Origin of the sequence: Mycobacterium sp. UM_WGJ, assembly GCF_000455125.1 — a bacterium.
GTDB lineage: Bacteria > Actinomycetota > Actinomycetes > Mycobacteriales > Mycobacteriaceae > Mycobacterium.
The window spans coordinates 108,543-133,788 of the sequence record NZ_AUWR01000011.1; the positions used below are offsets into that span (position 1 = coordinate 108,543).

Consider the following 25,246-nt stretch of genomic DNA (forward strand, 5'->3'; position numbering starts at 1 on the left):
CGACCGATGACTTCTGGACGACCGATACCACGCCATCCGCATGACGTGACCAGCCAATGGCTGTCGGCCGTGTTGAGCGCCCGCGGCGAAGCGGTCCAGGTGGCTTCGGTCGACGTCACTCCGGTCGGCACCGGCCAGACCGGGGCCACCTACCGGGTGGCGGCCCGCTACACCGACAACCCGGGCGACTTGCCGGCCAGCTTTGTGATCAAGCTGCCGGCCGGCGACGACGCCGTCCGCGATCGCGTCGTTCTGGGCTATCGCAGTGAGTGCGCTTTCTATCGCGACGTGGCCGACGGCGTCAAGGTTCCGATACCGCAGTGCTTCCACTGCGAAATCACCGATGACGCAACCGAGTACGCCCTGCTGCTCTCCGATCAGGCGCCGGCGGTACAGGGCGATCAGCTCGCCGGTTGCGGTGAACGCCAGGCCCGGTTGGCGGTGGCCGCCCTGGCCGGGCTGCATGCGCCCACCTGGTGCGACCAGCGTTGGCTGACGTTCTCCGGCCTGGCCATGACCCAACTGGACGAGGCCGGTGCCAAGGGCATGGGCGACATCGCCCGGATGTGCGCCGAGACGACCGTGCAGCGGCTCGGTGCCCAGCTCGGCGACGCCGACTGTGCGACGTTGACCGCGGCGCTGGACCTGATCACCCCGTGGGTGTCGGCGCCGCTGGGCCGGTTCGCGTTGATCCACGGCGACTATCGGCTGGACAACATGCTGTTCAGCCCCGCCGGGGACCAGGTCTGGGTGGTGGATTGGCAGACGCTGGGTGTCGGACTGCCGGCCCGCGACCTGGCATTCTTCACCGGCACCAGCTTGGCGCCCGAGCTGCGCAAAGAGATCGAAGCCGACCTGGTCACCGAGTATCACAACGCGCTGCTGAGCCACGGCGTCCGCGAGTATGACCGGGAAACCTGTTGGCAGGACTACCGGTTCGGTGCGCTGCAGGTACCGCTGATCTGCGCGCTCGGGTTGGTGTTCGCGACCGATACGGATCGCGGTGACGACATGTTCGTCACCATGCTGCAGCGCGGATGTCAGGCCATCCGCGATCTGGGCACGCTGGAGCTGGTGGGCGAGCTGGCCGGCTGAGCCCGGTCATCCACGCCGAGGAAGGGGAGTCGGATCTGATGGATGCTCACGCGCAGGGGCCGCGCCCGCCCGAGGGCGATTGGCTCGGAACGCCGTACCTGACGTTTCGGCGAGAGGGTCCGATCGCGGTCTGCACCCTGGATCGACCCGAGGCCCGCAACGCGATGACGCCGGCCATGTACTTCGGCTTGCGCTATGCAGTGGGCCGAGTCAATCAGGATCCGGAGCTGGCCGGGCTGTTGATCACCGGCACCGCAGACGTGTTCGCTCCCGGCGGGGACATGGGCGGCGGCGGGGCGGACGACTGGCTCACGTTCGGGGCCGCCCTGGGCATGGACATCACCCCGTTCGACACCCTGCGCAGCTCGGTCAAGCCGGTGGTCTCCGCGGTCAACGGGCTGTGCCAGGGCGGCGGGTTGCAGATCGCGCTCTGCAGCGACGTCGCCGTGGTCAGCGATCGCGCCACATTTCGGGTGCCCGAGCTGTTCCGCGGCATCGCCGACACCTACTACAGCCAGATGCTGGCGCGGGTGATCGGGCCGGTCCGCACCCGCGATCTGATGTTCACCGGCCGCACCTTCGGTGCGCAGGAGGCGCTCGACTGGGGCATGGTGGCACGGGTGGTTCCGCACGAGGAACTGGCCGATGTTGCGCGCGACGTGCTGGCACAGTGCTGTCGCACCGCGCCGGCCGCACGTGCCGTGGTCAAGTCCAGCCTGGACTCCTACCTCGGTCTGTTCGACCGGATCGGGATGAGCACCAGCCTGGGGGCGCCGGAGGCCGTCGAAGGGTTCCGCGCCTTCAAAGAGCGCAGGTCACCGACGTGGGTGCATCCCGAACTACGGGTCGACGGTCGGCTATAGATGATTCATTTGCTCCAAATGAGAATGGGTGTGCATAAAAATCAGAATCGGGTATCGCGGAATCCACGAATCGGATAGGATTTACGCGCACTGTCCCGGGAGGAGCCTGTCTATATGGGGATGAAGGGGCTGATCCGCTGGTCTCCAGAATCGGCGATGGTTCGCCTGGCGGGGCCGATGGAGGCGGTCGGCGGGCTCTTCACCATGTCGGTGGATGCCGTCAGGTTCTTGTTCAAGCGCCCGTTCCAGGCCCGGGAGTTCATCGAGCAGTCCTGGTTTGTTGCGCGCGTCTCGCTCGCGCCCACGTTGCTGGTGGCCATTCCCTTCACGGTCCTGGTCAGCTTCATCCTCAACATCCTGCTGCGCGAGCTCGGCGCGGCCGACCTGTCCGGTGCCGGCGCCGCGTTCGGCGCGGTCACCCAGGTCGGACCGATGGTGACGGTGTTGATCGTGGCGGGGGCCGGTGCCACCGCGATGTGCGCCGACCTGGGGTCGCGCACCATCCGCGAAGAGATCGACGCCATGGAGGTGTTGGGTATCAACCCGGTGCAACGGTTGGTGACTCCGCGGATGCTCGCCGCCGGACTGGTGGCGTTGCTGCTCAACAGCCTCGTGGTGATCATCGGCATTCTCGGTGGCTACGTGTTCTCGGTGTTCGTGCAAGACGTCAACCCGGGCGCGTTCGCGGCGGGCATCACCCTGCTGACCGGGGTTCCCGAGCTGGTCATCTCCTGCGTCAAGGCGGCGCTGTTCGGGCTGATCGCCGGAATGGTCGCCTGCTACCGCGGTCTGACGATCTCCGGCGGCGGCGCCAAGGCCGTGGGCAACGCGGTGAACGAAACCGTGGTGTACGCGTTCATGTCGCTGTTCGTGGTCAATGTGGTGGTCACCGCGATCGGCATCAAGATGACGGCGCGCTGAGCCGTGGCGATTCGTGCGCTGGCCGCTGTCTATCCCGGTGTCACCCGGCAGCTCCGGCGACCGATCGCCGCGATGGGCCGCATCGGCGACCACACCCTGTTCTACGGCAAGGCGATCGCCACCACACCGTTCGCCTTCGCCCACTACCGCCGCGAGGTCATCCGGCTGATCGCCGAGATCAGCATGGGCACCGGCACGCTGGCGATGATCGGCGGCACCGTGGTGATCGTCGGTTTCCTGACCCTGGCGGCCGGCGGCACGCTGGCGGTGCAGGGCTACAGCTCGCTCGGCAACATCGGCATCGAGGCCCTGACCGGATTCCTGGCGGCATTCATCAACGTGCGCATCTCGGCGCCGGTGGTCGCCGGGATCGGCCTGGCCGCCACCTTCGGCGCCGGGGTCACGGCGCAACTGGGCGCCATGCGGATCAACGAGGAGATCGACGCGCTGGAATCGATGGCCATCCGGCCGATCGCCTACCTGGTCAGCACCCGTATCGTCGCCGGCCTGGTCGCGATCGTTCCGCTGTACGCCATCGCGGTGATCCTGTCATTTGTCGCCAGTCGCTTCACCACGGTGTTCTTGTTCGGGCAGTCGGCCGGCCTCTACGACCACTATTTCCGCACGTTCCTCAACCCCATCGACCTGCTGTGGTCATTTCTGCAGGCCTTCTTGATGGCGATCACCATTTTGTTGATCCATACCTACTTCGGTTATTTCGCCGCCGGTGGTCCGGCCGGAGTCGGCGTCGCGGTGGGCAACGCGGTGCGGACCTCGCTGATCGTCGTGGTCTCGGTGACGCTGTTGGTCTCACTGTCCGTTTACGGGGCCAGCGGCAACTTCAACCTGGCCGGGTAGCTACCGGTATCTCCCCACGTCGCGGTAGTGGTATTGGCATTCTCCTTTTTTGCAAGTACCGTATCCAGCGATGAGCGACCCAGTGCAAACCTCCTCAGGGATCCCGCTGAAACCGGTGTACGGCCCGGACGACCGGCGCGAAGAACCGCCGGCGCCGGGGACGTATCCGTTCACCCGCGGAAACTTCGCGTCCGGCTACCGCGGACGGCTGTGGACCTTCCGCCAGTACTCCGGCTTCGGCACCGCCGAGGAGTCCAACCGGCGCTACCAATACCTGCTGAGCCAGGGCGGTACCGGACTGTCGGTGGCGCTGGACCTGCCGACGCAGTGCGGCTACGACTCTGACGACCCTGAGGTCGGCGAGGAGGTCGGCCGGGTCGGCGTAGCGGTCGACACCCTGGCCGACGCCGAGATCCTGTTCGACTCCATCCCGCTGGACAAGATCAGCACCAGCTTCACCATCAACGGCACCGCCGCCATCCTGCTGGCGTTCTACGTGGCGGCCGCCGAGCGGTCCGGGGTGCCACGAGCCAAGCTCACCGGCACCATCCAGAACGACATCCTCAAGGAGTACGCCTCCCGCGGCACCTGGATCTGGCCGCCCGAACCATCGCTGCGGCTGATCGCCGACACCATCGAGTTCTGCGCCGCCGAAGTGCCGCGATTCAACGCGATCTCGGTGGCCGGCGCGCACTTCCGCGACGCGGGCGCCAACGCCGTGCAGGAGATGGCGTTCACCCTCGCCGACGGCGTCACCTACTGCGACACCGTTGTGGAGCGCGGCCGGATGAGCATCGAGCAGTTCGCCCCGCAGGTGTCGTTCTTCTTCTACACCCACGGCGACTTCTTTGAAGAGATCGCCAAATACCGGGCCGGCCGGCGGCGGTGGGCCACGATCGTGCGGGAACGCTACGGCGCCGAGGCCGACAAGGCGTCGATGTTCCGCTTCGGCTGCGTGGCCGGCGGTGCATCGCTGTTCGCCCCGCAGGCCCAGAACAACCTGGTTCGGGTGGCCTACGAGTCGATGGCCGCAGTGCTCGGCGGGGTCCAGTCGATGTTCACCGCCGCCTGGGACGAGCCCTTTGCCCTGCCCAGCGAGGAGTCCGCCACGCTGGCGCTGCGCACCCAACAGATTTTGGCCTACGAGACCGGAGTGACCCGGGTGGCCGATCCGCTCGGCGGTTCCTACTTCATCGAGGCGCTTACCGACGCCACCGAAGAACGCATCATCGAGATCATGGCCGACTTGGAGAACCACGGCGGCATGGTCCGCGCCATCGAAGACGGCTACCTGCAGGGGCTGATCGCGGACGAGGCGTTCAAGATCCACCACGAGATCGAGTCGGGCGCTAGGCCGGTCGTGGGCGTCAACAAGTTCACCAGCGATGAGCCGGCACCGGAGATCGCCACCTACGAACTGGACGCCGAAGGCCGTGACGTCCAGCTCAAGCGGCTGGCGCGGGTCAAGGCCGAGCGCAACGCCGACGACGTCGCCACCACCCTCGCGGCGCTGTCGCGCGCCGCCGAGGGCGACGTCAACCTCATGCATCCCCTGATCGACTGCGCCAACGCTTACTGCACGGTGGGCGAGATGGTCTCGGCGCTGAAGAATGTCTGGGGCGAGTTCCAGCAACCGGTGGTGTATTGATGACTTCTCCGCATTCTTCCTCCGCAGCCGTCCCGGCCCGTGTCCTGGTCGCCAAGCCCGGTCTTGACGGTCATGATCGCGGGGCCAAGATCGTCGCCCGGACCCTGCGCGATGCCGGCTTCGAGGTCATCTACACCGGCATCCGGCAGCGCGTGGAGGACATCGTCGCCACCGCCCTGCAGGAGGACGTGGCGGTGGTGGGGCTGAGCATCCTGTCCGGTGCCCACGTCGCCTTGACCGGGCGCATCGTCGACGCGCTGCGTGCTGCCGACGGCGGGGACATCGCCGTCGTGGTCGGTGGCACCATCCCGCAGGGCGACGTACCCAAGCTGCTGGAAGCCGGTGCCGCAGCGGTCTTTCCCACCGGAACGCCTCTGGAAGATCTGGTGACCGGGGTGCGCGAGGTGGTCGAGAAGGCGGAGGCGCGCTAGCCATGCGACTTGGGGTGATGATCGGCGCCGAACGCGGCGACATGGCGCGCAAGGTCGCCAAGCTGATCTCCGACATCGAATGGGCCGACACCGCGGGCCTGGCCACCGCGTGGATGCCGCAGGTGCCCGACGATTTCGACCTGCTGACCATGGTGGCGCTGATGGCCGCGCACAGCACCCGGATCGAACTCGGCACCGCCGTAGTGCCCTTGCAAGCTCAGCACCCCATCGCTCTTGCCCGCCAAGCGCTTTCGGTGCACGCCATCTCCGGCGGCCGGCTGGCGCTGGGAGTGGGGCCGTCGCACCATTGGATCATCCGGGACATGCTCGGCCTGCCCTACGACAAGCCGGCCGCCTACACCCGCGACTACCTGCAAGTGCTGGGCGCCGCGCTCGCCGGTCCCGGACCGGTGGACGTCGAGAACGACCACTTCACCGTGCACAACCCGACCGCCCTGGGCGCCGACACCAAAATGCCGGTCCTGGTGGCCGCGCTCGGTCCGGTGATGTTGCAGATCGCCGGGGAGCACGCCGACGGCACGTCGTTGTGGATGGCCGACGAGAAAGCGATCGCCGAGCACATCGCCCCGAAGATCAACAAGGCCGCGGCCGATGCGGGCAAACCGCAACCGCGCATCGTGGCCGGGATCCCGGTCACCCTGTGCGCCAATTCCGAGATCGAGGCCGCCAAGCAGCGCGCCAACCGCATCCTGGCCGAGGCCGAGACCTCGCCGAACTATCAGCGGCTGCTGGACCGCGGTTCGGCCCGCGATGTCGGTGACCTTTGCGCGGCCGGCGATGAGGAGTCGATCCTGAAGCGGTTCAAGCAGTTCGCCGACGCCGGAGTGACGGATCTGTCGGTCCGGTTGCTGCCGATCGGCGACACCCGCGATGAGCTGATCGCCTCCAAGTACCGCACCCGCGAGGTGATCGCCGAACTCGCCAAGGCCGTATAGGTGGCCGGACCGCTTGCCGGAATCCGCATCCTCGAAGTGGGGGTGATGCTGGCCGGCCCGTACGCCACCATGCTGCTGGCCGACCTCGGTGCCGAGGTCATCAAGATCGAACCGCCGGGTGGGGAGATCTCCCGCCAGGTCGGCCCCAGTTACTTCGCCAGCCTCAACCGCAACAAATCCAGCATCCAGCTGGATTTGGCGTCGGAGGCCGGGCAGGCGAAGCTGGGCGAGCTGGTCGCCGAATCCCATGCGCTGCTGGTGAATATGAAACCGTCGGTAATCAAACGGCTCGGGCTCACCTACGACGCACTGTCACGGTTCAACTCGCGGATCGTCTGTGTCGCGCTGACCGGGTTCGGCCTCGACGGCGGCGACGAACCGGCCTTCGACTACGTGATCCAGGCGGCCACCGGGATCGCCGCGATGACCGGCGACCCCGACGCGCCGCCGACCCTGCCGGGCTACTCCTCGGCCGACAACTCCACCGGGCTGACGGCGGCACTGGGTCTGTTGGCCCAGATCGTTAGCGGCCGCGGCGGGCAGGTGGAGGTATCGCTGCTGGATGTGATGCTGTCGCAGCTCAACTACCGTGCGGCGGCCTACCTCAACGACGGAGTCGAACCCCAGCGTCACCCGCACGGCGCGCATTCGTATTACGTTCCCGCACAGCTCTTCCCGACCGCACAGGGATATCTGGCCCTGTTCGTCACCCATGACGGGTTCTGGAAGACCTTTGCCGCAGAAGCTGGAATCGACGGCTTCGCCACGATGGCCGAGCGCGCGGCCTGCCGCGACGAGGTCCTCGCTGTCGTCACCGCAGCGCTGGCCGGCGACACCGCGGCCGGCTGGGAGGCGCGACTGCGTCCCCTGGGCATCCCGGCGGCAGCGGTGCGCACCCTGCCCGAAGCGCTGCGGGAGCATCCGGAAATGGTGGTCACGGCAGGCGATTTCCGGCTGGTGGGCAGCCCGATCCGGATCGCCGGATATGAACCGTCCTACTCACCGCCGCCGGGGTTGGCGGAGTAACCGCCCGCCGTCCGGCTCAGACCGTGACGATCGATGCCGACGCCGTGCCGGGTGCGCCGTAAACCTGGGCGAACCCCACCTTCGGGCCGCCCGGCACCTGACGGTCGCCGGCCTGGCCACGTAGTTGCAGCACCAGCTCGTGGATCTGGCGCAGGCCCGACGCGCCGATCGGTTCGCCGTTGGCGATCAGCCCGCCGTCGGTGTTGACCGGCAGTGACCCGCTGATCTCGGTCGCGCCGTCGGTCAGCAGCTTCTCCTGATCGCCGTCGGCGCAGAAGCCGCACTCGGCCATGTGGATGATCTCGGCCCCGGCGTCGGTGTCCTGCAACTGGACCACATCGACGTCTTCCGGTGTCACGCCGGCCTTCTCGAAGGCGGCGCGGGCGGCGTAGACCGTCGGCGCCACGTCCTCTTCGATCGGGGCGGAGGTGGCGTGCACCTCGTAGGCGCCGTAGCGGCGGGTGCGAATCTCGGTGGCCTGCAGGTAGACCGGCTTACCGCTGAAGCGGTGTGCGATGTCGGCGCGGCACATGACCACCGCGGCCGCGCCTTCGTCGGGTGCGCAGAACATGTACTGGGTGAGCGGGTAGTTCAGCACCGTCGAGTCGAGGATGGCGTCCTCGGACATCGGCTTGCGCCGAAACGCGTTGGGGTTCAGCGCGCCGTTGCGGAAGTTCTTGGCGGCGACCTTGGCCAGCGTGCGCGCCGAGATGCCGTGGTCGTGCAGGTAGCGGTTGGCTTTCATGCCGAAGAACTTGGTGGTGACGAACTGTCCGTTCTCGGCGTACCAGGCCGGCAGGGCCAGCTTGGCCGGGTCGTCGGTGAACGCCCCGCGGGGGTGCTTGTCCATGCCGATCGCGATGCCGATGTCGTACTTGCCGGACCGGATGTTGTCGGCGCAGACCTGGGTCGCGGTGGCCGCAGTGGCACAGGCGTTGAACACGTTGGTGAACGGGATGCCGGTCAGACCGACCAGCCGGGTCACCGCATCGGGATTGGAGATCTCATAGCTGCCGCCGACGCCGAACTGGATGTCTTTCCACTGCGCGCCGGCGTCGGCCAGGGCCAGGTGGATGGCCTCGGCGCCCATCTGCATCGCGGACTTGTCGAATCGGCCGAAGGGGTGCAGCCCGACCCCGATGATCGCCACATCGTTGTTCGCTACCGTCATGTTCCAGGTCTCCTTAGACGGGCTGGAATGCCCAGGTGAGAATCTCGGTCCCGTCGTCGTCGACATAGAACGGCACCATGGTCAGTTCGACGTTCATGCCGAATTTCAGCTTGGCGGGATCGGATTCGGTCAGGCGGGCCTCGACCTGGACCACATCACCGAGCCGGACCAACCCGACCCCGTACGGGGCGAAGCCTTCAGCGGTCTCGCCGCCGGCGTAGGGCAGCTTCGGGACGAAGCCCTGAGTGGTCCAGGCCTCCAAGGTGCCTTGGCGGGGTAGCAACAGGTCCTGCATCTGGGGGCCGCTGCATCGCGGGCAGTGATCCTGGCGGGGCCAGACGGTGGCTTGGCACTCCGCGCACTGGCTGCCGATCAGGGCCACGTTCTCGTCGGGCCAGTTCGTGACGTCGGGAGCGAGGGCCTTACGCATCCGCGGCGGTCTTCCAGGCGGACACGCACAAAGTGGAAATCACATTCTCGATTAGAGCATACGCACGTACTGCTAGGGAAGCCTGAACGGGCCATCCGGAGGGTGCGGCGGCGGTACCGGTTGCGCGAGGGTGCGCAGAATGTCAGTTTTTTGCGGCGTGTCGCGTGCAAACACGCACGCTCGCGGCAGAAATGGCGCTCGCGGCAGAAATGGCGGGGGCCTACTTGGCGAGGCCGTGGGCGCAGAAGTCCCAGACCTCATCGGCGGTGATCGGGTGAGCCGCCGGGTCCTCGGATTCGGCACTGGACTGCGCCACGAACATGACGGTCTGCATGATCATCGCGGCCATCCGCCGGGCATTGACACCCGCGCGCAGTTCGCCGGCGGCGTCGGCCGCCTCCATCAGCTCGGTGAGCAGTGACAACAGCGGCGTGAAGGCCACCCGCACTTCGGTGGGGTGGGAGACCAGCAGCCGCGGCGCGAAGTCGGTGAACAGCGGTCGCTTGGCCGAGGGGTCCGGTCGAGACAGCTCAAAGAGCAGCTCGATCGCCACTTTCAGCTGCTCCAGCGGCTTGCTCTGGCCCTCGGTGGCGGCCCGGATCTGGTCGGACGTGCGCACCAGGGCGTCTTCGAAAAGTGCCAGCAGCAGCTCGTGCTTGCCGTTGAATTGCAGATAGAAACTGCGCAGCGACTGCCGGGAGCGCTCGACGACCTCTTGGACGGTGAAGTCGGTGCTGCCCTTTTCGATGATGATGGCTTGGGCTGCGTCCAGGAAGCGCTGAACGCGCTGGGCGGCCCGCAACCGGGCGGTCTTGATCGACCGCTCGACCGCCCGCTGCTTCCAGACGGGCTCTTCTTCCGGGTTACTCACCAGCGGCTCCGATGGTTGCCTTTTTGGGAGAACACGAATGCACCCTACCGGAGAACAGGCCCGGATCGGCGTCGGCTGTCGCGGCGCTGCCATCCCGGTGGGGAAGATGGTAACTTTCCTCTCATGAGAAGAGCATTCTCAACAGTTGTCGGCGCAACCTGAAGGACGCTCATGTACATCGACTACGAGGTCGCCGATCGGGTCGCGACGATCACCCTGAACCGGCCCGACGCCGCCAACGCCCAGAACACCGAGTTGCTCGACGAGCTCGACGCGGCCTGGACGCGCGCGGCCGACGATGATGACGTCGCCGTCATTGTGTTGCGGGCCAACGGCAAACACTTCTCGGCCGGCCACGACATCAAGGGCGGCGGTCCGGTGCCGGACAAGATCACCTTGGAGTTCATCTACAAACACGAGTGCAAGCGCTACCTGGAGTACACGCTGCGGTGGCGCAATGTGCCCAAGCCGTCGATCGCCGCAGTGCAGGGCCGCTGCATCTCCGGCGGGCTGATGCTGTGCTGGCCGTGCGATCTGATCATCGCCGCCGACGACGCGCAATTCTCCGACCCGGTGGTGCTGATGGGCATCGGCGGCGTCGAATATCACGGGCACACCTGGGAATTGGGTCCACGCAAGGCCAAGGAGATGCTGTTCACCGGTCGGGCGATGACCGCGCAGGAAGCCGAACAGACCGGCATGGTCAACCGGGTGGTTCCGCGTGATCAGCTGGACGCCGAGACCCGCCAACTCGCCGAGCACATCGCCACCATGCCGTCTTTCGCGCTGCGCCAGGCCAAACGTGCGGTCAACCAGACCCTCGACGTGCAGGGCTTCCACTCGGCGATCCAGTCCGCGTTCGACATCCACGAAACCGGTCACGGCAACGCGCTGTCGGTATGCGGGTGGCCGATTCTGGTCAACCTCGACGAGATGAAGTCTCAGGTCAAATAGCCACTCGGCGGATCCAGCCCCGTGATTCGGTTCTCGGGGAATCTAACGATTGAGGCGAGCGACACCTCATGGCACCGTGGTACCCACAAGTACCGATCGGTGTGGAAGGTGTTGGAGTGGCCGAGAAGACGACCGAGCCGGTGCGGCTGCCGCCGGTAGCGCCGATCCCAAAGCCGCTGGCGGCCCTGCTGTTTATGACCGCTCGCAAGACTGCGATGCGGGCATTGGGAAAACGCTACGGTGGCGCCTTTTCGCTGCGGCTGCCGATCGTCGGACATGCGGTGGTGCTCAGCGATCCGGTGTTGGTCAAAAGCCTCTTCACCACCCACAGCGACCTGGTGGCTCGACCCGGCAATCTGGGGGCGGTCCTGGGGCCGGGCTCGACCTTCAGTCTGAACGGCACCCCGCATCTTCGGCGCCGAAAACTGCTGGTGCCGCCGTTCCACGGCAAACGGGTGACCGGATACGAATCCATCGTCGAAGAGGAGGCGCTGCGCGAGATCGCGACGTGGCCGCAAGACCGCGAGTTCGCCACCCAACCGTCGATGATGCGGATCACGCTCAACGTGATCCTGCGTGCCGTGTTCGGTGCTCAAGGAGCCGAGTTCGACGAATTGCGCGAGGTGCTGCCGACTTTGGTGGCGTTGGGGTCGCGGTTGGCGGTGCTGCCACCGCGAGCGCGACGCGACTTCGGCCGACTGAGCCCGGGCGGGCGCTACCACGACTATCGGCGACGCTACGACGCGTTGATCGCGAAATTGATCGACACCGCGCGCAACGCGCCCGACTTCGCCGAACGAACCGACGTCCTGGCTTTGCTGTTGACGGCCCGCTATGACGACGGGCAGCCGATCAGTGACGTGCATATCGCCGATGAGCTGCTGACGTTGCTGGCCGCCGGTCACGAGACGACGGCGACCACCCTGGCATGGGCGGTGGAACGGCTCCGCCGTCACCCGGACTTCTTGAATCGATTGGTCGCCGAAGTCGATTCCGGCGGAGCGGACCTGCTGCAGGCGGTGGTCTGGGAAGTGCAGCGGACCCGCTCTGTTGTCGAGGGGACCGGTCGCATCACTCGTACGCGGATCAAATTGGGCCCGTGGGTCATTCCGGAGAACCACGCGGTGGTGGTGGCTTTCCGGTTGCTGCACTTCGCCGAGGACAACTTCGCCGACCCTGAGACCTTCGACCCGGATCGGTTCGTCGGCAATCCTCCCGACACCGCACTGTGGGTCCCCTACGGCGGTGGGGTGAACCGTTGCGTGGGTGCCGCGTTCGCCAACATGGAGATGCTGGTGACGCTACGGACGCTCTTGCGCCACTACGACCTTCTTCCGACCGCGGCCAAGGGGGAGCGCCACCACTCCCGAGGTATCACGACCGCCGCAGGGCGCGGCGGACTGGCGGTGGTGCACCGGCGCGACACCGGCGGCCCGGTGGTCGCCCGCCTCACCCCAGCTGGGAACGCAGCTGGCGTTTGAGCACCTTGCCGTAGCTGTTTTTGGGCAGCGCGTCGACGAACTCGTAGCGCTTGGGGCGCTTGAAGCGCGCGATGCGTTCCAGCAGATGACTGTCCAAGTCGGCAACGGAGACGTCGCCCACGATGAAGGCGACCACGATCTCGCCCCACTCGGCGTCGGGGGCACCCACCACCCCCGCCTCGATGACGCCGGGATGACTCAGCAGCGCCTCTTCGACTTCACGCGGGTAGATGTTGCTGCCACCGCTGATCACCACATCCTTCGAGCGGTCGCGCAGGGTGAGACAGCCGCGGGCATCGAACGAACCCTTGTCGCCGGTGAACAGCCAGCCGTCCCGGATGGCCTCGGCGGTGGCGTCGGGGTTGTTCCAGTAGCCGGCCATGACGACATCGCCGCGGCAGACGATCTCGCCGACTTCGCCGATGGATGCGCGGGTGCCGTCGTCGCGCAGCACCGCGACCTCGACCCCGGAGCGCGGCCAGCCGACTGAACCCAGGACCGCGTCGTCGCCCCGGTGATCAACGCGCCCCAGGCCGGTGATCGTCATGGGCGCTTCGCCCTGGCCGTAGAGCTGGGCGAACACCGGCCCGAACGCGGACATCGCCCGCTTCAGATCCCCGAGATACATCGGACCGCCGCCGTAGACGATGCTGCGCAGGTTGGACGGCCGCCCGCGTCCGGTGGCCACCAGTCGGCCTACCATCGTCGGCGCCAAAAAGGCGGTGGCGCCCGGATGGTGATCGCACAGGGCGAGGAACTCCGCGGCGTCGAACGAACCCGATGCCGGCACCACCTGGCGCGCTCCGCGCAGCACATACGGCGCGATATAGAGACCCGATCCGTGCGACATCGGCGCGCCGTGGATCAGGCTGCAGTCGGCGTCGGGGTCATCCAGGTCGGACAGATGCGCCAGCGTCATCGCCATCAGGTTGCGGTGGGTGAGCATGGCGCCCTTGGAGCGCCCGGTGGTGCCGCTGGTGTAGAACAGCCACGCCAGCCGGGACGGATCCGGGTCGACCGCATCGACCGCAGGGCAGCAAACCCGGTCCAGGTAGGTGCTGTCGCCGAGGGTCTCGACGGGTGCAGCAACGAGGTCGGCCAGCCCTGGCGCCAGTTTCGGGGACGCGAAGACCAGCGCCGCGCCGGCGTCGCCGATGATCTGCGCCATCTCCCGTGGGTGCAGTTTGTAATTGAGCGGCACCACAACACAGTCGGCCGCCCAAGTGGCGAACATCAGCTCGATGATCTCCGGCCGATTCTCGCTGGCGATCGCGATCCGGGCGCCGGCCCCCGCCACCCGCACCAGCGACGTGGCCAGCCGTCGCGCGCGATCGGCCAGCTCGCCCCAGGTGTGCAGGCGGCGCTCGCCGTGATACACCGCGCCCCGATCGCCGAACCGGGTCGCCGCCTGGTCCAGCACCGTGAACAGGTTCACGGTGTCACCCAGTCGGAGTCGAGGCCGAAGTCGGACAGATACTTGGTCGAGCTCCAACCTCCGTCGACGACGATGGTCTGGCCGTTGATGAAAGAGCCGGCTTCCGAGCACAAGAACGCTACGGTGCCCGCGATGTCGTCCACCCGGCCCAGCCGCGGAGCCGGCGTCATCTCGGTGTTGAGCTTGCGGAACCGGTTGTCGGTCAGGCGTTGTTCGACCATCGGGGTGACAGTGACGCCGGGTGCCACCGCGTTGCAGCGAATGCCCTGGGCGCCGTACTGGCAGGCGATGTGGGTGGTCAGCGCGGTCAGGCCGCCCTTGGCGGCCGAGTACGCCCCGCCGCGCAGTCCGCCCACCACGGCGAAGGTGGAGGTGATGTTGATGATCGCCGATCCCGGCTGCAGGTGCGGCAGCACGTCACGGGTAAGCCGGAACGGCGCCCGCAGCATGAGATCGAGGAACTGGTCCAGGGTCTGGTCGTCGGTCTCATGCAGCGGTTTGGGGCTGCCGATGCCGGCGTTGTTGATCAGGTAGTCCACTCGCCCCCACCGGGCCAGGGTGGCGTCGACGATCTGCTGTGGCGCCGTGTCGGCGGTCAGATCGACGGCCAGCGTGGCGATCCGGTCGGGATCTGTACCTGCGGCCCGCAGTGTCTCCGCCAAGCCGGCCAGGCGGCCCTCATCACGTCCGGTTGCCAGCACCGCCATCCCGGTCTCGGCAAGCTTTGTCGCGCAGCCCAACCCGATTCCGCTGCTGGCCCCGGTCACGATCGCTACCTGCATGATCTACTCACCTAACTTCTGTGCGGGACAGCTGCGCCCGGATCTGCTGCTTGACCACTTTGCCGGCGTCGTTGCGGGGCAATGCATCCCAGATCATCACCTGTTCAGGGGTTTTGAACAACGCGACGCCATGCTCGGCCAGCAGGGCGCGCAGCTCGGCGACACCCGGAGCGGTCTGGCCGGCCGGCACGATCACCGCGCAGGCACGCTCGCCGGTGCGGTCATCGGGGATACCGACCACGGCGACCTCCGCGATCTGCGGATGACCGATCAGGATGTCCTCCACCTCGCGCGCGGAGATGTTCTCGCCGTTGCGGATGATCACGTCCTTGAGTCGCCCGGTGACCAGCAGACAGTCCCCGTCGACCCACCGGCCGAGATCGCCGGTAGCGAAGTAGCCCTGGTCATCGAAGCAGCCGTTTTCGTCGTCGGGGCGCTGGTAGCCCAGCAGCATCTGCGGGCCGCGGACGTAGATCTCGCCTTCGCCCGGCGGAGCGCCGGGGTGCGGGGCCAGTTTGATGTCGGCGATCCCGGCCCGGCCGTCGGTCTCTGCGGCGTGGGCGAGGTCGCCTGGACCCAGCGATCCGACCGTGCTGACCGGAACTTCGCTGGACCCGTACACCCGGGTGACGACGGCGGTGCGAAAGTAGCCGGCCGCGTCGCGGATCAGCGATGCCGGGACCGACGCGCCGCCGCAGACGAAGAGCTTGAGATGCGGCAGAAACGTGCCGGCAGCGCGCGCGGCGGCCAGCAATTGGGCCAGAAACGGTGTCGCGCCTGCCACGTGGGTGCAGTGCTCGGCGAGCATGAGCGCTATCGCGGCATCGGGGTCCCAGGTGTCCATCAGCACGGCGGTGGTGCCCAGCAACAACGGGGCCTCGAACGTGTAGATCGATCCGCCGATGTGGGCGATGGGGGACGGGACCAGAAACCGGTCACCGGGTTCGACCAGCCAGTGCCGGCCCACCTGGCGGATCAGGGCGTTGATCGAATTATGACTGTGCAGAACGCCTTTGGGATGTCCGGTGGTACCGGAGGTGTACAGCAGCAACCGGACTGCATCGGCATCCACCGCCGGCAGCGCCACCGGTTGCCGGACGCCGTGCAGCAGGTCCCGGTAGTCGGTGTGAACAGTCGAGGACCCTCGCACCACCACCACTTCGGGTGCCTCGGGCAGCGACGCAGTCACCCGGGTCAGCATCTTTGCGTAGTCGTGGCCGCGGAACCGCTGGGGCGCGAACAGCATTCGGGTGCTCGAGTCGGTGAGGATAAAGGACAATTCCGCGTCGCGCAGCGACGGCAGGATCGGGTTGACCACCATCCCGGCCAGCGTCGCCGCCAGATACACCGCGGCAGCCTCATGCCAGTTCGGCAACATGAAGGACACCACACTGCCGGGACGGATCCGTTCCAGCATCGCCCCGGCCAGCATCGTCGCCTGGGTGTGCAGCTCCCGGCAGGTCAACCGGGTGTCGCCGTCGATCACCAGAACCCGGTCCGGAGTCTGCTCGGCCGCCTCGCGCAGAGTGTCGGCCAAGGTAGTCGAGACCCACAGGCCCGCAGCGTAAGCGTCGGCGGCCTGTTGGGCGGTGCGGCGGGGTGTCACGGGCTGCTCGGTCCGGGCACCCGGTGCAGCGTCATCGAGTAGCGATAGTCTTCGCCGGCGTGGGTGTTCACCGTCACCTGGGCGACCTCACCCTCGGAGGTGGTGTAGTTGCGCTGCATCTGCAGCCCGGCGGTCCCGGGTTCGACGGCCAGCGCAGTGCTGAGTTCGGGCGTGATGATCACCGCCCGGATGTGCTGGCGGACTTCGACGACGCTGACCCCGAACACATCCTCGATCAGCGGGAAGATCGGGCCGGAGTGGCGCTGCAGCAGCCGGCCGACTCCGGCGAACGCCCGGTTGATGTAGTACTCGGTTCGACAGATCGGCGCGGACTGTCCTTGGCTGCGCCGGTTGCCGCGCACGGCCAGCCATTCGGTGCCCACCGGCAGGCCGGTGCGGGCAGCGACATCCTCGTCGAGGGTGACCATGGCGTTGGAGTCGATCTCGAACCGTGCCCCGGCCGCGAACGCCACCAGGTCATCGATCGACACCACGTCTTGGGCGTAGCAGTTGGTCGCGGCGCGGGGGATCACCACGGTGCCCGCGCGGGGACGGGAGACGACGAGGTTGTCTTCCCGCAGTCGTCGCAACGCCTCACGGACCGTGTAGCGGCTGACGGTGAACCGTTCGCAGAGTTCATGTTCGGTGGGCAGCTGCGATCCGATCGGATAGACGCCGTCGGCGATCTCCTTGCGCAGCGTCCGCGCGACCTTCAGGTAGCGGTGGTCGGTCACGGGACGACCGGGTGCAGTGCCAGCACGCTGCCGTCGCCGTCGGCCGAGACGAACAGGGTGCCGTCGCGGCCGCGCGCGATGCCGGCGAACGGGCCTTGGGGGCCGGAGAACGGCGGCATTCCGTTGAGCGGTTTGGGTGTCACGCCCGGTGCGGGCCCGATCGGTAACCCCTCGGCGATCAGCTGCCGTGCCCCGGTGTCGAGGTCGACGGCGAGCACCTGCCGGGTGCCGGCGTCCACGACATAGAGCGTGCGGTGCGCCAGCGCAATCCCTTGCGGCCGAACAAGTCCGTCGACCACCGGTTGGACATCTGAGCCGCTGATGCGCAGTACCCGGCCAGCGCCGGACTCGGCCACCAGGTAGGTCCCGTCGCCGGCGATCTCGATCCCGACCGGGCCGGCCAGGTCGCGAGCCAGCACGTCCACCGCACCGGCGCGCACCCCCAACACCCGGCCGGTGCCGAACTCGGTGACCGCGATACCAGCGGGGCCCACCGCCACTCCATAGAGCTGGTCGAAACCGTCGGCGAGCACCTCGCTGGACGAGCGCGCCGGCAGGTAGCGTGCGACCTGCCCGCCGGAGGTGGTGACGACGAATTCGCCGGGGCCGACGGCTGCCACGCCCCGCACGAACCCGGGATAGCCGGGGCTGAAGAGCATTCCGAGGGTTTCCAGGCGACCGCTCGCACCGATCGCGTAGAAGTAGGTGCCGTCGGCGACGTAGAGCCTGCCGGTACCGTCCACGGTGAGATCCAGCGGCCAGTTCAGGCCGCCGGGCAGCACCGTCGATATCTCGCCGGTGGCGCCGATCTCAGTGATCTCGCCGGTGAAGTTCGAGACGAACAACCGCCGGTCAACGAAGGTGCAGTTGTCCAGTCCGGGATGCAGCTGCGCCAGCACGGCGGTCGTGCCGGTGCGCGGATCGATGCGCAGCACCTGCCCGCTGGCGGCTTGGGTGGACACGATGAAGCCGTCGGCGTCGAATTTCACTGAGTCCGGTACGCCCAGATCGCCCGCGACCCGTTGCGGGGCGGCGTCGGCGGCGAACGGATCGATGCGCCAGATCTCGTTGGCGGTCATCACCGGGAAGTACAGCAGGCCGTCAGGCCCCACCTCCATGGCGTTGGGCGACGGCAGGTTCTCGGTCACGATGCGCCTGCCGCCGGTGGCCCGGTCGAGTTCCATCAGGCGGCCGCCCTCGCGGCATTCGCCGACGAACAGCCGGTCTTGGTGCACGGTGATGCCGTTGGCGCAGGGCAGGTCATCGCGCAGCACGCGGCTGCGCCCGGAGGCGTCGAGCGCGCTGACCCGGGCGTCCATCACCTCGGTGGCGTACAAGGTGCCGCCGGCATCGAAGGCTACGTCGTCGGGGGCGACGACATCGCCGCCGCGCGCGCTCACCACCGCCAACTCGCCGGTGACCACGTCCAGTGCACTGATCTGACTGCCGGTCACCTGCGCGATGTAGACCCGCTCGTCCGGTCCGGTTCGCAGCCCGTTGGCGCCGAACAACCGGCTCGGTTCGGTGATCCGTTCCAGCCGCCAGCCGGGCGCGGCGGAGGGGGTACCGGCCACCTCGCGAGGGAGCGGCAGGGAGGCAGTCATGACTCCGGACGTTATCAAGCCCGGTTAGTCCAGACAATAGGCCGCAAAAGCACGACCACCCGGCCTTGACGCACGAATAACCGCTGCGGAATAGTGTTCTGCATTACGCAGAACGGAGTATTTTGTCCGAACAAATGAGGGCGGGCGCCCACGGCGCCGGTGGGTACGCTCCGGCGCACGGGCCGCTGAGCGGCGTGCGCGTGGTCGATCTGACGACCATGGTGATGGGCCCGTACTGCACCCAGATCATGGCCGACATGGGTGCCGACGTCATCAAGGTCGAGCCCCCGGAAGGCGACGCCACCCGCTATATCTCGGCCGGTCCCGCACCCGACATGAGCGGAGTGTTCGTCAACGTCAACCGGGGCAAGCGCAGCGTCGTACTGGATCTGCGCAGCGCGGCCGGGCAGACCGCGATCACCGCACTGATCGGCCGGGCCGACGTGTTCATTCACTCCATGCGGGCCAAGGCGATGGCCAAGCTGGGCCTGGGCTACGCCGAGGTGGCCGCGCTCAACCCGGGGATCGTCTACACCAACTGCTATGGCTACGGCCGCCGCGGCCCGGCCGCCGACCGCCCGGCCTACGACGACACCATTCAGGCCGAATGTGGACTGCCCGCGGTACAAGAACAGCTCACCGGGCGAGCCGACTACGTCGGCACCATCATGGCCGACAAGATCGCCGGACTGACCGCCCTCTACGCCACGATGATGGCGCTGTTCCACCGGGAACGGACCGGACAAGGCCAGGAAGTCGAAGTCGCCATGTTCGAGACCATGGCCTCGTTCATGCTCGTCGAACACGCCAACGGTGCGATGTTCGACCCGCCGCTGGGTCCGGCCGTCTACCCGCGCACGGTGGCACCCAACCGGCGGCCCTATGCCACCAGCGACGGCCAGATCGCCGCGCTGATCTACAACGACAAGCACTGGAACGCCTTCATCGGTGCGGTGCAACCGCCGTGGTCCTCCGAGCAGTACGCCACGCTGGCGCAGCGGGCCCGACAGATCGACACCATCTATGGGCTGGTGGCGCAGACCATGAAAGAGCGCACCACCGCCCAATGGCTGGCGCTGTTCGAGGAACTGGAAATCCCAGCGGCCCCGCTGAACTCGCCCGGGGCACTGTTCGACGATGCGCACCTCAACGCGGTCGGTCTGTTCGAGACCGTGGACACCCCCAACGGCCCGGTTCGCTTCCCCGGGGTGCCCACCTGGCTGTCGCGGACCCCCGGCCGGGTCGCCGGCGCGGCCCCGGAACTCGGCGCGCACACCGCGGCGGTCTTCGCCGAACTCGGACTCGAGCAGGGCGCCTCGTGACACTCGACTTCGACATGGGGACGCGGGCCGGTGAACTACGGCTCCAGCTGCGCGACCTGATCGGACGTGAACTGCCCGAACGCTTCCCGGGTGCGTTCACCGACGACCCCGCAGATCTTGCTGCGGCACAACGATTCTGCCGGGTGATGGCGGAGCAGGATCTGCTGTGTCTGTCCTGGCCGGAAGAATTCGGCGGGGCGGGCGCCTCGGTGTGGGAACAGACCGTGGTGCGCGAGGAGATGTGGGCGCACCATGAGCCGCGCGGTGCCCAGTACATGGGCGTGAACTGGGTCGGGCCGATCATCATGCGGCACGGCACGCCCGAGCAGCAGCGCCGCCACCTGCCGCCGATCGCGGCCGGCGAGGTGATCTGGTGCCAGGGCTTCTCCGAACCCGAAGCCGGCTCGGATTTGGCCTCGCTACGCACCCATGCTCGCCGCGACGGCGACGGCTGGCTGATCAACGGTCAGAAGATCTGGACCTCGTACGCCACCATGGCGCAGTGGTGCTTCCTGCTGGTGCGCACCACCCGGATCGGCGAAGGATCGGTCACCAAGAAGCAGCAGGGCCTGACGGTATTCCTGGTCCCGATGGACAACCCCGCCATCACCGTACGGGCGCTGGGCACCATGATGGGTCCGCACCATCTCAACGAAGTGTTCTTCGACGACCTGCGCGTCACCGATGCCGACGTACTCGGTGAACTCGACGCGGGATGGTCGATCGTGGCCGACGTGATGGCCTTCGAGCGCGTCGGAATCGCCCGCTACGCGCGCTGCGAACGGCTGCTCGCCGCGGCGCCGCATGTCCTCGGGCCGCGATGGGACGCCCTGCCCGGCGAGCTGATCGCGCGGTGGGTGCGCATGCTCACGCACTGCCGGCGGGCCCGGCTGATGGCCTACCGGGTGGTATCGCTGCAGGCCAGCGGCCGCATAGCGCCCGGTGACGCGGCCGCCTACCGGATCGCGGTCACCCGGCTGGACCAGGAAAGCGCCGAGGTGCTGATGGAGATCGCCGCCGAGGCTCCCGACAGCCCGCCGGCACAGTGGTACCGCCAAGAGGTCGAAGACCACTGGCGCTACTCGCAGGCGGCCACCGTGTCCTCGGGCAGCATCGAGATGCAGCGCATCCTGCTGTCCCGCGCGTTGCTTGCGGCGGGGCGATGAATCTCGAACTCGGCTCGGACGCACAGGAATTCGGCCAGGCGGCACGCCGGGCCTTCGAAGCGGCAGGCGGCGACGACCTGGTGCTGCGCGCTGACGCCGACCCCGCCTTGCGCGAGCAACTGGTCGCGCCGATCCTGCGCGGGCTGGGCGCCTACGAGCTCAAGCCCCGCGACGACGCCGACGAACTCGAAGCCGCCGCCGCGCTGTGCCGGGCCGCCGGGTACTGGGCGCTGCCATACCCGGTGGCCGAATGCCTTTCCGCGCCCGCCGATCTCGACGTCGACGGGCTGATCGTGGTCGCCGAGCATGCCCCCGCCGGCGGGGTGGCCGGACTGTCGAAGCGCTGGGCCACGGTCACGCTGGCCGGCCTGCGCAGCACCGTGGTGGGGCAGTCGGAGGCCCGCCCGGCCCTGGTGGCCGAACTGGTCCTGGCCGAGGTCGACACCCTCGGTGCGGCCGACCTCGCCCTAGCGCTGGCACTGCCCTGCTGGACGCTGTTGGGAATGCTGGACCGGGCAATGGATCTGACGATCGCCCACGTGCGGCTGCGTGAACAGTTCGGCCAGGCGCTGTCGACGTTTCAGGGCGTGCAGTTTCAGCTCACCGATGCCGAGGTGGAGCGCGCCGGGCTGGACATGCTGGCCAAATACGCGCTGTGGAGCATTGCGACCGGGCGTCCCGAAGCCACCGACGACGCGCTGGCGCTGCGATCGGCGGCGCTGGAAGCCGCCGAAGTGGTGTTCCGCGTCTGCCACCAACTGCACGGCGCCGTCGGGTTCTGCGACGAGACCGCACTGTCGTGGCTGTCGCGCTACAGCCAGCCACTGCGCCGCCTGCCGTGGGGGCTGTCAGCCACCCGCGACCTGCTGGCCCGCCGCGCTCAACAGACCGGACTGACGGGACTCTACGCGTGAAATACGACCTGCCTGAAGAGATCACAGTGACCGGCGACGGACCGGTCCGCAACGTCACGATCAACCGGCCCGACGAGCTGAACAGCATCAACGCCAACCTGCACTGGGGCCTGGCCAACGTATGGCGTCAACTGGCCGCCGACAAGGCGGTCCGGGTCGTGGTGCTGACCGGCGCCGGGCGGGCGTTCTCCGCCGGCGGCGATCTCAACTGGATCACCACCTTCCTCGACGACGAAACCGCCCGCGACGAGAGCATCCGCGAAGGGGCGCAGATCGTCGAAGAGATGCTGCGGTTCCCGCTGCCGATCATCGCGGCCGTCAACGGCCCCGCCGTTGGACTGGGCTGCAGCGTGGCGGTGCTCTGCGACATCGTGTTGATCTCGCAGAAGGCCTATCTCGCTGATCCGCACGTGGCGGTCGGGTTGGTCGCCGGTGACGGGGGAGCCGCCCTGTGGCCGCTGATCACCCCGATCCTGCGATCCCGCGAGTACCTCTACACCGGCGACCGCATCGACGCCGCCACCGCCGTCGAGCTCGGACTGGCCAGCCGCACCGTGGCACCCGAAGAGCTGCTGCCGCAAGCACATCAGCTGGCCGACCGCCTGGCGGCCCAACCTCCTGAGGCGCTGCAGGGCACCAAGCGAGTGGTCAACATGTATCTGTCGCAGGTGCTGGCCGGGCCGCTGCAGGCCGGGTTCGCCGCCGAGGTCGCGACCATGAAGTCCGAGGAACACCGGCAGCGCTTGCTCGCCTTCGCAGAGCGGGCGAACCGGCGATGACAGCACCGCAGGAAACCGCCGATTTCCGCGCGCACGTTCGCCAGTGGTGCCGCGACAACATTCCCGCGGACTGGCGCCAAGCCCAGACCGGGGTGAGCGAACAGGAGTTCGTCGACTTCCAGCGCAGCTGGTTCGCCACCCTGCACAGCGCCGGGTTCGCGGTCCCGCACTGGCCCCGCGAGTGGGGCGGTGGCATGTCGGTGGCCGAGCAGGCCGTGCTGTATCAGGAACTCGCCGCCCACGACGCGCCCCGGCTGGTGCTGGCCTTCGTCGGCATCCACCACGCGGCCGCCACCCTGCTGGCCGCCGGAACACCGGAGCAGCGCAGCCGGCATCTGCCGGCGATCCTCGACGGCGAGATCTGGGTGCAGGGCTTCTCCGAACCGGGGGCCGGCTCGGATCTGGCATCGCTGCGTACCACCGCGCGCCGGGTGGGCGAGGGCTATGTGGTGAATGGCCAGAAGCTGTGGGCCAGCGGCGCCAGCCACGCCCAGTGGTGTCTACTGCTGGCCCGTACCGACCCGCACGCCCCCAAACGCAAAGGCATCTCGTATTTCCTGCTGGACATGGCGACCCCCGGCGTGCAGGTGCGGCCGATCCGCAACGCCGTCGGTGACCAGCATTTCTGCGAGATCTTCCTCGACGACGTGGTCATTCCGGCGGCCAACCTGATCGGGGCGGAGAACGCCGGCTGGCAGGTGGCGCAGGCGACCCTGGGCGCCGAGCGCGGCATGACCATGCTCGAGCTCGCCGAGCGACTGGGCTGCGCGGGATTTCGGTGGCTGGTGCAAGCCGCCCCCGCCGATGACCCGGTGGTGGCCGACCGGCTGGCGCAGCTGGAGACCGAGATCACCGGACTGCGCGGTATGTGCCGCCAACTGGTGCACGACGTCGAAGCCGGCACCGCCGGGCCGGCCGATGCCTCGATCGTGAAGCTGTTCTACAGCGAGGTGCTGCAGCGGCTCACCGATTTCGGCGCCGAGATCGGTGGGCTGCAAGCCCACACCGTGCTGGACAAGCCGCTGTCCAGCGGATGGGAATCGGGAACGTGGGTGCTGGACTTCATCGGCTCCTGGGAGTGGACCATTCCCGGCGGCTCCAGCGAGATCCAGCGCACCATCATCGGCGAACGAGGTCTCGGCCTGCCCAGAGAGCCGAGCATGCCGTGACCACAACCGATTTCGCCGAACTGCACCACGAGCTGCGTGCGGTCGCCGCCGACCTGCTGGGCCGTGACCGCGTGGTCGGCTGGTCCACCGTCGTCGACGCCGGCTGGGTGGGTTTGGAGGTTCCCGAAGCCCTCGGCGGTGCGGGGGCGAGCTTCGCCGAAGCCGCGGTGATCTGCCAGGAATTGGGCCGCGCTGCTGCGGCATCGCACTATCTGGGTTCTGCGGTGCTGTCGGTGGGCATGCTGAACAGCCTGCAGGGCAGCGAGGTCCGTGATGCCCTGCTGGCCGACGTCGCCGCCGGACGGACCCGGCTTGCCGCGGTGATCGGGGGATCGTTCACCCTCGACGCCGACCGGCGGTTGACCGGCCGTGCCGACTTCGTGCCGGACGCCGACGGCGCCGACCGACTGCTGGTAGCGGCCTGCGATGCGTCCGGGGCTGATGTCGTGGTCGCCGTGGAAGGGCTGAGCGTCACCGAACAACCGGTGCTCGACGAAACCCGCCGCGTCGGAACCGTCGCCGCCGACGGAATCGAAGTGGCCGACGCGGCGGTGCTGCGGTTCGCCGGCAACCCGGCGGCCCTCGCGCAACGGGCGGCGGTCGCGGTGGCATGCGACAGCCTCGGTCTGGCCGAGGCCATGCTCGCCGCAACGGTGTCGTATGCGCAGACCCGGGAACAGTTCGGCCGGCCCATCGGCTCCTTCCAGGCGGTCAAACACGCCTGCGCAGACATGCTGGTGAAAGTCACGGTGGCCCGCAACCTGGTGCGCGACGCGGTTCACGCCGTGGCGACGGGCGGGTCCGACGGCGCAGACGTGGATGCCGCTGCCGCCATGGCGAAGTCCTACACCTGCGCGGCCGCCGTCGACGTGGTCGGCAAAGCACTGCAATTGCACGGCGGCATCGGCTACACGTGGGAGAGCGGCATCCACGTCTATCTCAAGCGCGCCACGTTCAACCGGTCGCTGTTCGGATCCCCGGCAGCGCACCGTCGTCATCTCGCTCAACGGTATTAACAAGTCAAGCAAGG

At 67.9% G+C, this 25,246-nt stretch carries 24 protein-coding genes; 16 read left to right on the forward strand and 8 right to left on the reverse strand.

What is annotated here, in order from left to right:
• The first annotated feature begins 6 nt into the window (after positions 1–6).
• From N416_RS0104965 to N416_RS0105000, 8 genes are all read left to right on the forward strand, one after another.
• On the forward strand, positions 7–1,095 hold the full coding sequence (locus N416_RS0104965) for a phosphotransferase family protein (protein ID WP_024441022.1): 1,089 nt from the start codon (positions 7–9) through the stop codon (positions 1,093–1,095).
• Positions 1,096–1,133: 38 nt separating this feature from the next.
• Positions 1,134–1,958, forward strand: coding sequence for an enoyl-CoA hydratase/isomerase family protein (locus tag N416_RS0104970; protein WP_024441023.1), 825 nt, complete (start codon positions 1,134–1,136; stop codon positions 1,956–1,958).
• A gap of 114 nt (positions 1,959–2,072) precedes the next feature.
• Positions 2,073–2,879 carry an ABC transporter permease gene (locus N416_RS0104975; RefSeq protein ID WP_024441024.1) on the forward strand — a complete coding sequence of 269 codons (807 nt, stop codon included), beginning with the start codon at positions 2,073–2,075 and terminating at the stop codon, positions 2,877–2,879.
• Positions 2,880–2,951: 72 nt separating this feature from the next.
• Positions 2,952–3,737 (forward strand): ABC transporter permease, encoded by a 786-nt coding sequence (locus N416_RS0104980; RefSeq protein ID WP_174549759.1) that lies wholly within the window; start codon positions 2,952–2,954, stop codon positions 3,735–3,737.
• A 70-nt stretch (positions 3,738–3,807) separates the two neighbouring features.
• Positions 3,808–5,385 (forward strand): methylmalonyl-CoA mutase family protein, encoded by a 1,578-nt coding sequence (locus N416_RS0104985; protein WP_024441026.1) that lies wholly within the window; start codon positions 3,808–3,810, stop codon positions 5,383–5,385.
• A complete protein-coding gene (locus tag N416_RS0104990; RefSeq protein ID WP_024441027.1) occupies positions 5,385–5,816 on the forward strand; it encodes a cobalamin B12-binding domain-containing protein in 432 nt (143 codons plus the stop codon). Before N416_RS0104985 ends, N416_RS0104990 begins: the two co-directional genes overlap by 1 nt.
• 2 nt (positions 5,817–5,818) lie before the next feature.
• Positions 5,819–6,772, forward strand: coding sequence for an LLM class F420-dependent oxidoreductase (locus tag N416_RS0104995; protein ID WP_024441028.1), 954 nt, complete (start codon positions 5,819–5,821; stop codon positions 6,770–6,772).
• Positions 6,773–7,798, forward strand: coding sequence for a CaiB/BaiF CoA-transferase family protein (locus N416_RS0105000; RefSeq protein WP_024441029.1), 1,026 nt, complete (start codon positions 6,773–6,775; stop codon positions 7,796–7,798).
• A gap of 16 nt (positions 7,799–7,814) precedes the next feature.
• Here the strand turns inward: N416_RS0105000 and N416_RS0105005 are convergent, their stop codons facing one another.
• The 3 genes from N416_RS0105005 to N416_RS0105015 all read right to left on the reverse strand — a co-directional run bounded on the left by N416_RS0105005 (position 7,815) and on the right by N416_RS0105015 (position 10,270).
• Positions 7,815–8,969, reverse strand: coding sequence for a thiolase family protein (locus tag N416_RS0105005; protein WP_024441030.1), 1,155 nt, complete (start codon positions 8,967–8,969; stop codon positions 7,815–7,817).
• Positions 8,970–8,982: 13 nt separating this feature from the next.
• On the reverse strand, positions 8,983–9,399 hold the full coding sequence (locus tag N416_RS0105010; RefSeq protein WP_024441031.1) for a Zn-ribbon domain-containing OB-fold protein: 417 nt from the start codon (positions 9,397–9,399) through the stop codon (positions 8,983–8,985).
• A 220-nt stretch (positions 9,400–9,619) separates the two neighbouring features.
• On the reverse strand, positions 9,620–10,270 hold the full coding sequence (locus tag N416_RS0105015; protein WP_024441032.1) for a TetR/AcrR family transcriptional regulator: 651 nt from the start codon (positions 10,268–10,270) through the stop codon (positions 9,620–9,622).
• 171 nt (positions 10,271–10,441) lie between these two features.
• Here N416_RS0105015 and N416_RS0105020 point away from each other — a divergent pair, with 171 nt between their 5' ends.
• Both N416_RS0105020 and N416_RS0105025 read left to right on the forward strand, forming a co-directional pair.
• Positions 10,442–11,224 carry an enoyl-CoA hydratase gene (locus N416_RS0105020; protein WP_024441033.1) on the forward strand — a complete coding sequence of 261 codons (783 nt, stop codon included), beginning with the start codon at positions 10,442–10,444 and terminating at the stop codon, positions 11,222–11,224.
• A gap of 116 nt (positions 11,225–11,340) precedes the next feature.
• Positions 11,341–12,705, forward strand: a complete 1,365-nt coding sequence (locus N416_RS0105025; protein ID WP_024441034.1) for a cytochrome P450 — start codon at positions 11,341–11,343, stop codon at positions 12,703–12,705.
• Here N416_RS0105025 and N416_RS0105030 read toward each other — a convergent pair.
• From N416_RS0105030 to N416_RS0105050, 5 genes are read right to left on the reverse strand one after another with little or no spacing between them, the layout of a single operon-like run.
• Entirely contained in the window at positions 12,674–14,140 is a 1,467-nt protein-coding gene (locus tag N416_RS0105030; protein ID WP_024441035.1) for an AMP-binding protein, read from the reverse strand. The two genes, N416_RS0105025 and N416_RS0105030, sit on opposite strands and share 32 nt — an antisense overlap.
• The gene (locus N416_RS0105035; RefSeq protein ID WP_024441036.1) at positions 14,137–14,922 is read right to left on the reverse strand and encodes an SDR family NAD(P)-dependent oxidoreductase; all 786 of its coding nucleotides are present in this window, start codon (positions 14,920–14,922) and stop codon (positions 14,137–14,139) included. Before N416_RS0105035 ends, N416_RS0105030 begins: the two co-directional genes overlap by 4 nt.
• A gap of 7 nt (positions 14,923–14,929) precedes the next feature.
• Positions 14,930–16,528: an AMP-binding protein gene (locus tag N416_RS0105040; protein ID WP_024441037.1), complete on the reverse strand. Its 1,599-nt coding sequence runs from the start codon at positions 16,526–16,528 to the stop codon at positions 14,930–14,932.
• Positions 16,525–17,262: a GntR family transcriptional regulator gene (locus tag N416_RS0105045; protein ID WP_024441038.1), complete on the reverse strand. Its 738-nt coding sequence runs from the start codon at positions 17,260–17,262 to the stop codon at positions 16,525–16,527. The genes N416_RS0105040 and N416_RS0105045 overlap by 4 nt, the downstream gene beginning before the upstream one ends.
• On the reverse strand, positions 17,259–18,866 hold the full coding sequence (locus N416_RS0105050; RefSeq protein WP_024441039.1) for an SMP-30/gluconolactonase/LRE family protein: 1,608 nt from the start codon (positions 18,864–18,866) through the stop codon (positions 17,259–17,261). Before N416_RS0105050 ends, N416_RS0105045 begins: the two co-directional genes overlap by 4 nt.
• Before the next feature lie 185 nt (positions 18,867–19,051).
• Between N416_RS0105050 and N416_RS0105055 the strand changes: the two genes are divergently transcribed.
• Genes N416_RS0105055 through N416_RS0105080 form a run of 6 tightly spaced genes read left to right on the forward strand, consistent with a single transcriptional unit; the run spans position 19,052 to position 25,232 of the window.
• Positions 19,052–20,188 carry a CaiB/BaiF CoA-transferase family protein gene (locus N416_RS0105055; protein ID WP_024441040.1) on the forward strand — a complete coding sequence of 379 codons (1,137 nt, stop codon included), beginning with the start codon at positions 19,052–19,054 and terminating at the stop codon, positions 20,186–20,188.
• Positions 20,189–20,202: 14 nt separating this feature from the next.
• Entirely contained in the window at positions 20,203–21,354 is a 1,152-nt protein-coding gene (locus tag N416_RS0105060; RefSeq protein ID WP_196805098.1) for an acyl-CoA dehydrogenase family protein, read from the forward strand.
• Positions 21,351–22,268 (forward strand): acyl-CoA dehydrogenase family protein, encoded by a 918-nt coding sequence (locus N416_RS0105065; protein WP_024441042.1) that lies wholly within the window; start codon positions 21,351–21,353, stop codon positions 22,266–22,268. Before N416_RS0105060 ends, N416_RS0105065 begins: the two co-directional genes overlap by 4 nt.
• A complete protein-coding gene (locus N416_RS0105070) occupies positions 22,265–23,047 on the forward strand; it encodes an enoyl-CoA hydratase/isomerase family protein (RefSeq protein ID WP_024441043.1) in 783 nt (260 codons plus the stop codon). Before N416_RS0105065 ends, N416_RS0105070 begins: the two co-directional genes overlap by 4 nt.
• Positions 23,044–24,216, forward strand: a complete 1,173-nt coding sequence (locus tag N416_RS0105075) for an acyl-CoA dehydrogenase family protein (RefSeq protein ID WP_024441044.1) — start codon at positions 23,044–23,046, stop codon at positions 24,214–24,216. The genes N416_RS0105070 and N416_RS0105075 overlap by 4 nt, the downstream gene beginning before the upstream one ends.
• Positions 24,213–25,232: an acyl-CoA dehydrogenase family protein gene (locus N416_RS0105080; protein ID WP_024441045.1), complete on the forward strand. Its 1,020-nt coding sequence runs from the start codon at positions 24,213–24,215 to the stop codon at positions 25,230–25,232. Before N416_RS0105075 ends, N416_RS0105080 begins: the two co-directional genes overlap by 4 nt.
• Positions 25,233–25,246 lie beyond the last annotated feature (14 nt).